Origin of the sequence: Providencia sp. PROV032, from assembly GCF_028484875.1 — a bacterium.
In the GTDB taxonomy this organism is placed as follows: Bacteria; Pseudomonadota; Gammaproteobacteria; order Enterobacterales; family Enterobacteriaceae; genus Providencia; species Providencia rettgeri_E.
In genome coordinates this window covers 291941-305271 of the sequence record NZ_JAMPSX010000003.1, presented here as the reverse complement: position 1 = coordinate 305271, position 13331 = coordinate 291941, and the positions used below count along the sequence as shown (strand labels likewise).

The 13331-nt window shown below is 38.8% G+C and carries 13 protein-coding genes; 8 read left to right on the top strand and 5 right to left on the bottom strand.

Annotated features, from left to right (window positions below; translation table 11 throughout):
- Nucleotides 1-95 precede the first annotated feature (95 nt).
- Together PSF42_RS02730 and PSF42_RS02725 are read left to right on the top strand one after the other, a co-directional pair.
- Complete coding sequence (locus PSF42_RS02730; protein WP_272679397.1) at nucleotides 96-764, top strand: hypothetical protein; 669 nt, start codon at nucleotides 96-98, stop codon at nucleotides 762-764.
- Entirely contained in the window at nucleotides 751-1398 is a 648-nt protein-coding gene (locus tag PSF42_RS02725; protein ID WP_272661730.1) for a hypothetical protein, read from the top strand. Before PSF42_RS02730 ends, PSF42_RS02725 begins: the two co-directional genes overlap by 14 nt.
- 157 nt (nucleotides 1399-1555) lie before the next feature.
- Here PSF42_RS02725 and cdd read toward each other — a convergent pair whose 3' ends face one another.
- The 4 genes from cdd to metG all read right to left on the bottom strand — a co-directional run bounded on the left by cdd (nucleotide 1556) and on the right by metG (nucleotide 5983).
- Nucleotides 1556-2443, bottom strand: a complete 888-nt coding sequence (cdd, locus tag PSF42_RS02720) for a cytidine deaminase (RefSeq protein WP_125893326.1) — start codon at nucleotides 2441-2443, stop codon at nucleotides 1556-1558.
- 205 nt (nucleotides 2444-2648) lie between these two features.
- Entirely contained in the window at nucleotides 2649-3344 is a 696-nt protein-coding gene (locus tag PSF42_RS02715) for a CidB/LrgB family autolysis modulator (protein ID WP_102138398.1), read from the bottom strand.
- The gene (locus tag PSF42_RS02710) at nucleotides 3344-3811 is read right to left on the bottom strand and encodes a CidA/LrgA family protein (RefSeq protein WP_125893324.1); all 468 of its coding nucleotides are present in this window, start codon (nucleotides 3809-3811) and stop codon (nucleotides 3344-3346) included. The genes PSF42_RS02715 and PSF42_RS02710 overlap by 1 nt, the downstream gene beginning before the upstream one ends.
- A 144-nt stretch (nucleotides 3812-3955) precedes the next feature.
- On the bottom strand, nucleotides 3956-5983 hold the full coding sequence (metG, locus tag PSF42_RS02705) for a methionine--tRNA ligase (RefSeq protein WP_272679396.1): 2028 nt from the start codon (nucleotides 5981-5983) through the stop codon (nucleotides 3956-3958).
- Between the two features lie 259 nt (nucleotides 5984-6242).
- Here metG and apbC point away from each other — a divergent pair, with 259 nt between their 5' ends.
- The 6 genes from apbC to asmA all read left to right on the top strand — a co-directional run bounded on the left by apbC (nucleotide 6243) and on the right by asmA (nucleotide 12590).
- Nucleotides 6243-7355, top strand: coding sequence for an iron-sulfur cluster carrier protein ApbC (gene apbC / locus PSF42_RS02700; protein ID WP_102138401.1), 1113 nt, complete (start codon nucleotides 6243-6245; stop codon nucleotides 7353-7355).
- 223 nt (nucleotides 7356-7578) lie between these two features.
- Nucleotides 7579-8139 carry a LemA family protein gene (locus PSF42_RS02695; RefSeq protein WP_272679395.1) on the top strand — a complete coding sequence of 187 codons (561 nt, stop codon included), beginning with the start codon at nucleotides 7579-7581 and terminating at the stop codon, nucleotides 8137-8139.
- An 86-nt stretch (nucleotides 8140-8225) separates the two neighbouring features.
- A complete protein-coding gene (gene htpX, locus PSF42_RS02690) occupies nucleotides 8226-9182 on the top strand; it encodes a zinc metalloprotease HtpX (RefSeq protein WP_272679394.1) in 957 nt (318 codons plus the stop codon).
- 178 nt (nucleotides 9183-9360) lie between these two features.
- On the top strand, nucleotides 9361-10005 hold the full coding sequence (udk, locus tag PSF42_RS02685) for a uridine kinase (protein WP_125893316.1): 645 nt from the start codon (nucleotides 9361-9363) through the stop codon (nucleotides 10003-10005).
- Between the two features lie 38 nt (nucleotides 10006-10043).
- Nucleotides 10044-10625, top strand: a complete 582-nt coding sequence (gene dcd, locus PSF42_RS02680; protein WP_004909269.1) for a dCTP deaminase — start codon at nucleotides 10044-10046, stop codon at nucleotides 10623-10625.
- A gap of 126 nt (nucleotides 10626-10751) precedes the next feature.
- The gene (asmA, locus tag PSF42_RS02675) at nucleotides 10752-12590 is read left to right on the top strand and encodes an outer membrane assembly protein AsmA (RefSeq protein ID WP_248467864.1); all 1839 of its coding nucleotides are present in this window, start codon (nucleotides 10752-10754) and stop codon (nucleotides 12588-12590) included.
- 71 nt (nucleotides 12591-12661) lie between these two features.
- Here the strand turns inward: asmA and PSF42_RS02670 are convergent, their stop codons facing one another.
- Nucleotides 12662-13204, bottom strand: coding sequence for a hypothetical protein (locus tag PSF42_RS02670; RefSeq protein WP_272679393.1), 543 nt, complete (start codon nucleotides 13202-13204; stop codon nucleotides 12662-12664).
- Nucleotides 13205-13331 lie beyond the last annotated feature (127 nt).

The following is a 13331-nucleotide window of genomic DNA, read 5'->3' as shown; positions in this document are numbered from 1 at the left end:
TGGTGATTGCTGATGTTTGTATGTTGGAAATATTTTTTTTACATAATTGTTTTTAAGATTATTGGTTTCTAACTTTATGAATGACAAGGATGTATATGAATTATAAATTAATATTTTTGCTTTCAGTTTTTCTTCTCAGTGCTTGCCAAAATCCTCAAGGAAATAATGTAAAATATAATAAAAAGAATATAATTAGTTTTTGTGAAACAAAAGGTGTTAAAACGCCACGTCTTTTCTTTATGCTACAGATGTTATACTTTTCTGAATCTAAGGATTTAATATTTGATAGAAAAAAATTAGTCATTTTTAAGGGTGAAAAAGATAATAACCCAATGTTAGCATTTTTAAAGTATCCAAAAGAAGCATTTATTAAAAAATTAAGCCATGAACAGGCAATGGATTTTTATCGTGAGAATTTAAATGAAATGGGAATGTCTTATCATGCTTGGATTTTAGCAGATGTTTTAGATGTTATTAATGAGAGAAACCGAGAGGCACTATGGCAACAGTTCGTTTTTGTGATGAATAACAACGATCCTGCGAAGGAAGCTAAATTATTCATAATGCTTTGGTATGCAATGGTAAGGGAGGCTTCCAAACTACCATCAGACAAGCAAATTAAAAGCAAAAGATGGCTGGAGAAGATGAGGCGGATTACTTTAGTTAAAAATATAGAAAAAGAATTAGACTTTATGTTTGAAGAAATGATTAATGATTCAATGAATTTTAATAAGAATAAAAGGAGTTCTAATGATGGTTTCTAAATCTATTATTCCTAAATTAATTTTTATAATTTTATCATGTTTAATTCTCATAAATAAAGGTTACTCTTTTAATGAAAAATATAACCCTCAAAAGGTAAATGATTCAAGTGATAAATATTTCAGTATTTTTATTTATCTAGAAAAAGAGTTTTTAAATAATCATATGAAGGCACAGGGTGAATCATTCACCAGTGAAAAACGGAGTCGGTATCAAAAAGAAGTCAAATTAGCATACGGACGAATTATGAAAAATCGCAAAGAAAGTGATAACATCCCAATTGGTGATATTACACATCAAGAATTTATTAAAATAAAAAAAGAAGCGATGTTAAATTCAGGAATTCCTTATGAAGGTTGGTTATTTAAAGATGTATTTGAAGTATTATCTATAGATAAACAGAATAAAATTATAGGGAAACTATTAAATAGCTTTTCTAATAAATCACTTAATGGTGAATCAGCGTTATTTGCTAGCATTTGGCTAGACATGAAAGAAGAAGCCGCGCAATCTGCATCGATAAAACAGCAACAAAGCCAAGCTTGGCTAGAAAAAATGCGAAAGATCCCTTTAGTTATTACATTAGAAGAGACGATAAATGAAACAGAAAAATTGTTTAATGAATTCACTTACTAGGGCATATATTAATCAAAACTAGTGAGTTCTATTATGGATGGCCACTTTGCAGGTAAATGGTTTTGTGAACAAGATTAAAGTTCTAATAACAACTATACGGTTATTGCTATTTATTCAAGCTCCCAGCAATAACCGTTATATTTAAATAAATATAAAATTAATCCAAATAAGCTAATTCAATATTTTGGCAACCCAGTGCCTGTAATGTATTTTCGGTAACATACCAATGTTTGATAATTGCATCTTGCTTTTCAACAAACTTAGCTTGGTCGATGGCGTGAATATCTTTACCTGCAAGGTTAATCATAATTAAAGCGGCTTGCAGTGGCGGTAAACTTGGGTTGAATGCGGCATTTTCTGCGTAGCGGCCTGTAAACAGTGAGCCATCTTTTAACTGTAACGCAATACCTGAATGAGATTGACTATAAGGTGCATGAGATTGGTTTGCAGCCTCAATTGCGGCACTTAATAACCGGTCACGGCTTTGGTTTTTATAGCCATGGTCAACAGGGTCCAGTAGTAAAGTAGTAATGTTTAAGTCAGACGGCCCAAATGAGTCGGGTAAATAGTGGTGTAGTACTGCGGGTGTGCGGCCTGGTAAATTCACCATAATTTTACCACCTTCACGTAATTCATTCATAAATTGGCGGCAGTGGCCACAAGGTGTGTAATTCACAGTAATTGAGGTAATCTGCGTTTCACCTTTCATCCAAGAGTGTGTCACTGCACACTGTTCTGCATGGATCACTTGGCCCATTGATACATGGCTAAATTCCATATTGGCACCAAAATACAAGTTACCACTTGCCCCACGAGCGATTGCACCCACGTTAAAATGGGAAATAGGCGTAATGGCATAGGCAGCAGCGAAAGGCAATAATGCAAAGGCTAACTCAGCGTCGTCTACACTTGTTTCAGCTTTAATTTGTTCAACTTGTTCCGCTGTTAACATGCCTTGAAAATCAGATTTATCAATGATAGGTCTAAGTACTGACTGTAACTTTTCTGGAAGCTCGGCCCAAGCGGCCTTAAATCGTGAATGCATGAGTTACTCTCCCTATTTAATTGTTTTTATTCTATTCAATAACACGTAGAACTATATGTGATCACTATCACTATTTTAAATGAAATATATGAAACATATTCTTTTGTTGTGAGATATATCTCATGTTTTATCAGTGTGTGAATGAGTAAGAGGCTAATGGACTCCTCTTACTCATATGCTTGATTTTTGGCTCAGTGAATTAAGCTTAGCTAAAAAGATGTAAAATGACAGGGAATATAAACGGGGCAATAAGTGAGGTGATAACCCCACAGGTCATTAATGCAAGGGAACTATAAGCACCTTCAATGTAATTCACTTCGGCACAGCGGGCAGTGCCTAGGGCGTGGGAAGCAGTTCCCATCGCGAGCCCTCTTGAGGCGTGGGTTCGTACACGCAGTACATCAAATAAGCTATGGCCAAACATGGCGCCTAAGATCCCAACAAACAACACGCAAGCGGCACTAATCGCAGGGATCCCACCAACAGAATCAGCGACAGCCATCGCAATAGGGGTAGTTACCGATTTAGGTAAAATAGAACCCGCGATATCCGGGGTTGCCCCCAACCATAATGCGATGGCAGCACCGCTGAACATGGCCACTAAACTACCTGCAAAACAAATGCTTAATAAAGATTTCCACTGGGCTCGAATTTGGTGCATTTGTTCGTAAAGTGGAAAAGCGAGCGCAACGACTGCGGGTTGTAGTAAATCATTGAGTATTTTGCTACCTGCAAAATAGTGCTCATAAGAAGTATTTGTGACGACCAATAGTGCAATCAATACCGCAATAGTAATTAATAGTGGGTTTAAAATCGGTAACTTAAATGTGGTCGACAACTTACGAGCCAAATAAAACACCACAATAGTCAGCGGCAATGACCACCAAATATGTTCTAACATTATTCATTCCCCTTAGTTTTATCATTATTAATGACCGAAGAAATTGGCTCTTCGGGGGGTAAAGGAACGTCATCAGGTTGAGCCCCAACGACAGGGCGTTCCTTATGAATATAGTTGGAACTGATGGCGACAACGACCATAACGATTAAGGTACTAACCACACAGGAAACGATAATAGGAACCATTTGTTGGCTAATTAATTCATAGTAATTCATTATGCCAACACCAATAGGAACAAACAGGATGGTCATGTTTTTCAACAAAATGCTGCAACCGGGTTGTGCCCACTTCGCGGGGATAATTTGTAACGCAAGCAATATGAATAAAATTAACATGCCGACAATGCTGCCGGGAATGGAGAATGGAAGTAGTGTTGAGATAAGGTTTCCAATAATCAGGCAAAGGTAGAGTATTGCGAAAGCTCGCAAATACTGCCATCCCGTTATCAGTACCTGTTTAAATGACATGAGACTGGTCCTGTAATGTAATATCTATTCATCATACAATTAACTTTATTATTGTGCTACCGATCACAATAAAAAGCCAATAAAAAAAGTGGGAAGTATTTAGCTTCCCACTTTTGATGAATAACAGACTAAAGCAAGTATGGGTTATTTAACTTGCATACCGGGTTGTGCGCCACTGTCAGGGCTGAGTAAGAAGATATCTTTACCGCCAGGGCCAGCAGCCATTACCATACCTTCAGAAATACCAAAACGCATTTTACGAGGTGCGAGGTTGGCAACCATCACCGTCAAACGACCTTCTAATGCTTTAGGGTCTGGATAAGCGGAGCGAATACCAGAAAATACTTGGCGCGTTTCACCACCGATATCTAATTGTAATTTCAGCAGTTTGTCTGAACCTTCAACAAAATCAGCTTGCTTGATTAATGCAATTCGCAGGTCAATTTTCGCAAAATCATCAAAAGTGATGGTTTCTTGAATTGGGTCATCGGCAAGTGGCCCTGTAAGTTGCTGTACGGGTTTGATGCTCTCTTTTGAGGCTTCAACCATCGCATCCACTTTTGCCATTTCAATGCGGTTAAACAGCGCTTTGAACGCAGCGACGCTGTGGTTCAATAACGGGGTATTAATCGCATCCCATGACAGTTCACTATTTAAGAAGGCTTCAGCACGCTCAGTGAGGCCGGGTAAAACCGGCTTCAGGTAAGTCATCAGAACGCGGAACAAGTTGATGCCCATCGAGCAAATGTCTTGCAGTTCTTGATCTTTACCTTCTTGTTTTGCCACAACCCAAGGGGCTTTTTCATCAACATAGCGGTTTGCGATATCGGCTAATGCCATGATTTCACGGATCGCTTTGTTATATTCACGGTTGTTATAATCCTCACCGATAACTTTAGCTGCATCAATAAATTGTTGGTATAGCTCAGGCTCAGCCAGATTTGCCGATAATTTGCCATCGAAGCGTTTAGCAATAAAGCCCGCATTACGTGATGCCAAGTTAACCACTTTATTGACGATGTCGCTGTTGACGCGCTGGACGAAATCTTCCAAATTGAAATCGATGTCATCAATACGCGAAGACAGTTTTGCTGCGTAGTAATAGCGCAAGCAGTCGGCATCTAAATGATCTAAATATGAACGCGCGGTGATGAATGTTCCGCGAGATTTAGACATTTTTGCACCGTTAACGGTGACATAACCATGCACAAATAGGTTTGTTGGTTTACGGTACTGGCTACCTTCTAACATTGCAGGCCAGAACAGGCTATGGAAGTACACGATATCTTTACCGATAAAGTGGTAAAGGTCTGTTTTCGAGTCTTTATTCCAGAATTCATCGAAATCAAGGTCGCCACGTTTGTCACACAGGTTTTTAAAGGAGCCCATGTAACCGATAGGCGCATCTAACCAAACATAGAAATATTTACCCGGCGCATCAGGAATTTCAAAACCGAAATAAGGTGCATCACGGGTGATATCCCATTGTTGTAGGCCTGATTCGAACCATTCTTGCATTTTATTAGCGACTTGCTCTTGTAGCGCGCCTGAGCGAGTCCACGCTTGAAGCATGTCGCTAAATGCAGGAAGATCAAAGAAAAAGTGTTCTGAATCACGCATGACAGGTGTGGCGCCAGAAATCACTGAACGTGGGTTAATCAGTTCTGTTGGGCTATAGGTTGCACTACAGACTTCACAGTTATCACCGTATTGGTCTTCGGCTTTACATTTTGGACAAGTGCCTTTAACGAAGCGATCCGGTAAAAACATGCCTTTTTCTGGGTCGAAAAGCTGTGAAATAGTGCGGTTTTTAATAAAACCGTTATTTTTCAGTTTCCCATAAATCAGCTCTGATAAAACTTTGTTTTCTTCACTGTGTGTGGAGTGGTAGTTATCATAACTAATGGCGAAACCAGCAAAATCGTTCTGATGCTCTTGGTTCACTGCCGCAATCATCTCTTCTGGCGTTACGCCAAGCTGTTGAGCTTTAAGCATGATTGGAGTTCCGTGCGCGTCATCGGCACAGATAAAGTGAACCTCTTTGCCGCGCATTCGCTGATAACGGACCCAAATATCAGCCTGAATGTGTTCCAGGATATGACCAAGATGGATTGAACCGTTAGCATAGGGTAACGCACAGGTTACCAGTAATTTATTCGCGACTTGAGACATAGTAACTTTCTTACTTCCATTATTTGAAAAGGGTCTTTGATGTTAACCGATCAAAACCATCGCTGCTAGGGGTATAAAATATTAATTGGAAATTTGTTTGAAAAAGAATTTTTACCTCTTCGTGGCTTTTCCTATCTCGATATAATAACTTTCTCCCTGTTCTCTGTTATGATTAATCTCAGTCAAAGTATATCCGCCCAATTTTCTGTAACTTATTCTAGGATATACATAGTTCAAAAATATAAATAAAGGAGCCGGGATGAACGATAAATCCCCCGAGCAGAACAAACCAGAACTGCTGACTGAACAAGTCTCCAAAGTTTTGGCTTCATTTACACACCCAACACTGCAACGTAATTTGGTTTCTATCAAAGCGTTACATCATTGTGCAATGTTGGACAACGTGCTGCATGTCGAATTAGTTATGCCATTCGTTTGGAAAGGGCCGTTTCAAACTTTAATTAGTGAAAAAACCGCTGAATTAAAGCAACAAACAGGGGCTCACGCTGTTGAATGGAAACTGCGCCACGATATCACCACATTAAAACGTGCAAATGATTTGCCGGGTATTAATGGTGTTCGTAATATCTTAGCCGTCAGTTCGGGTAAAGGTGGTGTTGGTAAATCCAGTACTTCTGTAAACTTAGCGCTCGCACTGGCACAAGAAGGGGCAAAAGTCGGTATCTTGGATGCGGATATTTACGGCCCATCAATTCCAAACATGTTAGGCACAACATTAGAACGCCCAACTTCCCCAGATGGTCAGCACATGGCGCCAATTATGGCCTATGGCTTAGCAACAAACTCCATTGGTTACTTAGTAACCGATGACAACGCCATGGTTTGGCGTGGCCCAATGGCAAGTAAAGCATTAATGCAAATGCTACAGGACACGTTATGGCCTGATTTGGATTACTTAGTTATCGATATGCCACCAGGAACAGGTGACATCCAATTAACACTTTCCCAAAACATCCCTGTTACAGGGGCAGTGGTGGTGACAACACCACAAGATATCGCCTTGGTTGATGCCATGAAAGGTATCGTGATGTTTAAGAAGGTCAATGTCCCTGTACTGGGTGTCGTTGAAAACATGAGCGCGCATATTTGCAGTAATTGTGGCCATGTTGAGCCAATTTTCGGTACCGGTGGTGCTGAGAAATTAGCCGAAAAATATCATACTAAATTATTGGGGCAGGTGCCTCTGCATATCTCTTTACGTGAAGACCTTGACCGTGGCCAGCCTACTGTCATGCGTGATCCAGAAGGTGAATTTGCAGATATCTACCGTGAAATTGCTTCAGGTATTTCAGCCTTGATGTATTGGGAAGGGGACAAGATCCCAACAGAAATTTCTTTCCGTGCAGTTTAACCGATTGCAGTTTAATCCGTTATAAAGCAAAAAGGCTATTTAGTTTTACTACTAGATAGCCTTATTTATTATTGATACTTTTCTTTACTAAACACGTTGACTTTAACCTTCTATTTTTCTGAATTGTTCGCGGAACATTTCTTTATTGAGTCATGTTCGCGTAGAATAGCCACATCTTTTATTTAATCAGTTTTCTTTCTACGGGTAACCCGAAAAGGTGACTATGAAATTTTTAATTTTTATTGTTGTCGTGGTGCTGATCGTTATTTATTTTTATAACCGTATCGTTGCATTGCGAGAAGCTGTTATTTCGAGTGAAACAGAGATTTCAGTTCAATTAGATCGTCGCGGGAAAGTATTTGATAGCTTATTAGCAACAGTTAAAAAATATTTAAGCCATGAAACCGAAGTGTTCAGTAAAATTACTGAGCTACGAACACAAGCACAAAATGCGACAGGGGATAAAGCCCGTGAAGCCGAAGATGCGCTTTCAAAAATGGTGACAAGTGGGGCAATTAATGTCGCAGTTGAAGCTTATCCTGAGCTAAAATCAGATGCCATTATGGCAAATTTACAAGAAGAAATCGTTTCTTCAGAAAATAAATTGTCATTTGCTAAACGTGGTTATAACCGTTCATTAGAAACTTATAATGCGTATATTGCTTCTATGCCCGCAGCGCTAATTGTTGGCATGATTCCTAGCTTAAAAATTACAAAGGAATATTGGCGTCTTGATGAAGAAACCATTAAGACTGAGGAATCACGTCGTATTAATTTCGATTAAAAATCGCTTAGCCTTTGAAGTGATAAATCATCGGAATGCCTTATGGTGTTCCGATATTTTATGAGCGGTAGATAACAGGTCATATTATGGATTTTAGAAACGTCATTCGTAAAAATAATATTCGCACACGTTTGGTGGTGGCGAGCTATATTTTTTTAATGCTAATTATTGGCTTACTGACGGATGTTGCAACGCATCCAAATGAACAATTGGATTTAGTCGATAATGCAATGATGTTTGTGACATTTCATGAATTACCTATCGCCACATTGATTGTTTTAGGCTTAACTTTCCTTGGGCTAATTTATATTCATTTTAGAGGTCATAAAATGATGTTAGCAGGGATGAATGCCAGCGAAATTACTCAAGAAAGTGCGAGCAGCCCCCAAGAAAAGCAACTTTTCAATATTATTGAAGAATTAAGTTTAAGTGCCAGTTTAGGCTACATTCCCCGTTTATATATTTTAGAAACGGATGAACCGAATGCTTTCGCCGCAGGGTGGAATAATCGTAATGCCCTTGTGGGGGTGACAAGAGGCTTATTACAGACACTTAATCGGCAAGAGGTTCAAGCGGTTCTTGCTCATGAAGTTGGCCATATTATTCATGGTGATTCGAAATTAACCTTGTATGTTGGCATTCTGGCCAACGTAATTTTAACTGTGACCAATTTATTTAGTCAGATTTTTATTCGAACAGAAGGGCGCAGTCGCAATAATGCGGCGAACAAAGCGCAAATGATCCTATTAGTTCTGAATTTTGTTTTACCGTGGATAACTCAAATCCTCTATTTTTATTTATCTCGTACCCGTGAATATATGGCGGATGCTGCAGCGGTGGATTTGACCTCAGATAACCAAGCCATGATAAGTGCGTTGAAAAAAATCTCAGGTAACCATGAAACCCATGAATATGATGACAGCACGACTGGACAAGCTTACCGAAAAGCCGCTTATATTTTTAATAAAGGGGATTCTGTGTTTTCAACTCATCCCTCGATTGAAAATCGCATTGCAGTATTAGAAGGAAAAAAACAGTTTTAGAGTATAAATGACATTTTGTCCGCTTCGATTTACGGCATTTCCTCTCAAATGGGTGTTTTTTTAGCGAACTTTGTTGAGGTATGCTGGAACAACACGCCATTACCCCCTATAATTCCGCCAACATGACATTTTACTGTTGTGTATTTTCATTTCTAATATTCAACCAGGTTATCATTTTATGACTGACATAGCGCATCACTGTACCATTGTAGGTATATCGGGAGCCTCTGCATCTGGCAAAAGCTTAATTGCAAGCACGTTATACCGTGAGTTAAGGGAACAGGTCGGTGATCATAATATCGGTGTTATTCCAGAAGATTGTTATTACAAAGACCAAACCGATATCCCAATGGAAGAACGCCTTAAGGTAAATTATGACCATCCTAACTCGATGGATCACAGTTTGCTTTATGAACATCTCAAATCACTGAAAAGTGGCAAAGCAGTAGAAATTCCACAATACGACTATGTCGCTCATACACGCAAACAAAAAACCATCACGTTTAAACCAAAAAAAGTCATTATCATTGAAGGTATTTTATTATTAACAGATAAACGTTTACGTGGTGAAATGGATTTTTCTATTTTTGTTGATACACCGCTCGATATTTGTTTGATGCGCCGTATTAAACGTGATGTTAATGAAAGGGGCAGAACGCTTGATTCCGTTATTGACCAATATAATAAAACGGTTCGCCCAATGTTTTTGCAGTTTATTGAGCCATCAAAGCAATATGCCGATATCATTGTACCTCGCGGTGGGAAAAACCGTGTTGCGATTGATATCTTGAAAGCGAAAATTGGCGAATTCTGTCAAGATTAAACCGCGCAGAAATTAAAATAATGAAGGGGGAAACAACCATGCGTCTTTGTGACCGCGATATTATTCAATGGATGGATGATGGTAAGTTAGTGATTAGTCCACGCCCACCAGTTGAACGAATCAATGGTGCAACTGCAGATGTTCGTTTGGGGAATCAATTCCGCGTTTTTCGAGGACACACGGCCGCATTTATTGACCTGAGTGGCCCTAAAGATGAAGTTAATGCCGCATTAGATCGCGTCATGAGTGATGAAATTGTTCTTGATGAAGATGAGCCGTTTTTCCTGCATCCAGGGGAATTAGCACTTGCAGTGACGCTAGAGTCTGTTACGCTCCCTGATAACCTTGTAGGCTGGTTAGATGGGCGCTCTTCATTAGCGAGGTTAGGTTTGATGGTGCATGTCACTGCACACCGAATTGATCCCGGTTGGCATGGGCAAATCGTGCTAGAATTCTACAATTCAGGTAAATTGCCGTTAGCGTTGCGTCCTGGTATGGTGATTGGCGCATTAAGCTTTGAGCCGTTATCCGGCAGTGCGGATCGACCTTATAATAGTCGACAAGATGCTAAATATAAAAACCAACAAGGTGCTGTTGGTAGCCGTATCAGCGAAGACTGATAATCGGTGAACTTTGCGGAAATTGTTACGTTTAATGGATATTAAACAGGTAATTTCCGCCCATTTTCAAGGATAGGTTTGAGTTCATTTTGTGGCGAGCGCAAGCGGAATTTAAGAGAGGGAAGGATGAAACGTTTTTTGACGACACTGATTATTTTACTTGTGGTGATTGTAGCCGGGCTAACAACACTTGTAATGCTAGTGAACCCGAACGATTTTCGTCATTATATTGTTGAACAAGTAGAGAACAAAAGTGGTTATCAACTTGAATTCAACGGTGATATGCGTTGGCATGTATGGCCAACTTTAAGCATTATTACTGGGCCTATTTCCCTTACCGCACCGAATGCCGCTAAGCCTATTCTAAGTGCCGATAATATGCGTTTAGATGTTGAGTTATGGCCACTCATTTCCCATAAGCTTTCTGTTGAGCAAATTGTTATCGATGGCGCTGTTATCCGCAAAACGCCAGATAGCGAAATCCAAACTCACCATAACGCTCCTGTAGCACCTGGCGGAGCACCGGCATCAACGGCTTCACAAGAAAAAAATAGCTGGTTATTAGATATAGAAAAAATTAATATTTCTAATAGTTTAGTTATTTGGCAAACATCTAAAGATGAATTTAACCTGCGGAACATTGATTTATCACTGAAGAAAAGTGATAAAAATCAGGTCGCTGTTAAATTCAGTGGAAATCTAAATAAAAACCAGCAAGAGTTTGCGTTTAATTTACGTGCGGATATCGATTTATCAGATATTAATCAAAAGATTAGCGGAGAGTTAACACAGTTTGACTATAAACTGAGTGGTGTCGATTTGCCAGAAAGTGGTATTGAAGGGCAAATAACCAGTGATTTTCTATACACCAAAGGGAAGGTGGAAAGTGCGAGTTTAAGCAAGCTGGCAATAACGGCCAATCAAAGCGCTTTATCAGGGGATGTCAGTATCCAATTAACCGATACACCGCAAATTGTGATTGAACTAGCCGCAGATAAACTGGATTTAGATAACTTATTAGGCACGACTTCGGTAAATGTTGGTTCAGAAACAGAAACGAATAATAACCGTGTAGGTGTTAAACCTGTTATTTCAGGCTCTAATCCTCAACAGTATGACTTATCAGGGTTAAAGGCTTTTACCGCGAATATTCGCTTAGGAATAAATCATTTGATTTATCGTGGAATGACAGTAAATGACGTCATTTTTGAAGCGCAGAACCAAACCCCGCGTTTAACTGTTTCAAAATTGCAAGGTAAAGCCTTTGGTGGTGAATTTTCATTACCCGTGACATTTAATTACAGCTCAACGCCTGCCTATGTTTCAGCAAAACCAGATTTAAAAAATATCGACCTAACACCGTTATTAAATGCCTTCAATATGCCACAAAAATTGAGTGGGGTTATTTCGTTAAATGCGGCGTTATCAGGTGTGGGTTATGATGACAATGCAGTGAAAAACCAGTGGCAAGGGCCTGTTAATTTTGAGTTAAGAAATGCAAAATTACAGGGACTGAATATCCCGCTATTAATTCAGCAATCCGTTTCTAGAGTAACCAGCAAGATTAATGCACCAGTCAATTCTGGAAATTTCACGGAAGTTGATTTATTCACTGTGGCCGGTAAATTGAATAAAGGTAATTTGAATATTTCCTCCATGAATGCAACCTCAGCTTTAGTTAATATTAGCGGGCAAGGTCGGATAAATATTCCTAATGAAACCATTAATGTCAATTTAGGGGTGAATATTGCTAATGGCTGGGGTGGGGATTCACGTTTAGTCCAGCAATTGCAAGCAATGACTATTCCACTGCGAATTTATGGTGGTTGGAATAATTTAAAATACCAATTAGATGTGGAAAAATTACTGCGTGATGAGTTACGGACCCAAGCTAAAGAAGCCATTGGTAATTTCTTAAAGAAAGAAGAAAATAAAGGTCTGAATGATCTATTGAACGTATTGTAATGATCGATGTATCTTTGGTACATGTCATCATGTAGCCACCTAACATAGGTGGCTTACTTTGTCGTGTTTATTTACTGGTCATCAAATTTGGATGGGTTTTTTTTCCCCTGCCTTAAGTCAGATGCTTTTTGTGTATTATCAAGAAGAACTTGCTTATCTCTAACAACATTAAACTGATTGTTTCTTTCTGCCTTACTCATCTTTCCAATCACTGTTGATAATTTAGTTTCTAGCGTAGTGATTGTTTTCTGCTTTGAACTATTATGTGCGTATGAAGAGCTATTTAACTTATTTTGATAGTTATTGACTGATGTCGTTAGCGCCTTTAGTTCTACCTTTAATTCATTGATTACATTATTTTGGAAAGGAGCAGATATTTTGTCGCTTAGAATTGCGTCCAGTTTTGATTTAATCTTACTTAATCCAGCTGTAACGTTATTATTCAGTTTTGTAATGTCTTTTTTATGAACGGTTTTTTCTGATGTAGTCACAGGACATTCTTGATTATTGTTACTAACGTTGTTAGTGCGTCCACTTATACCTTTCGATGAGTTACCTGTTTTTCTATTTGTACCCTGAATGTTTGTATTTTGTTGATGAACTGTAATTTTCATAACATGACCTTTATAAAGTTAATTGTATTTGATTGGCTGAATTATTAAGGGTTTCAATGCTCATTTCTTTAATAAAACGCTACTGTTTTTATTATTAACGGGTAAAGGGATAATATCTGCGGTTTTT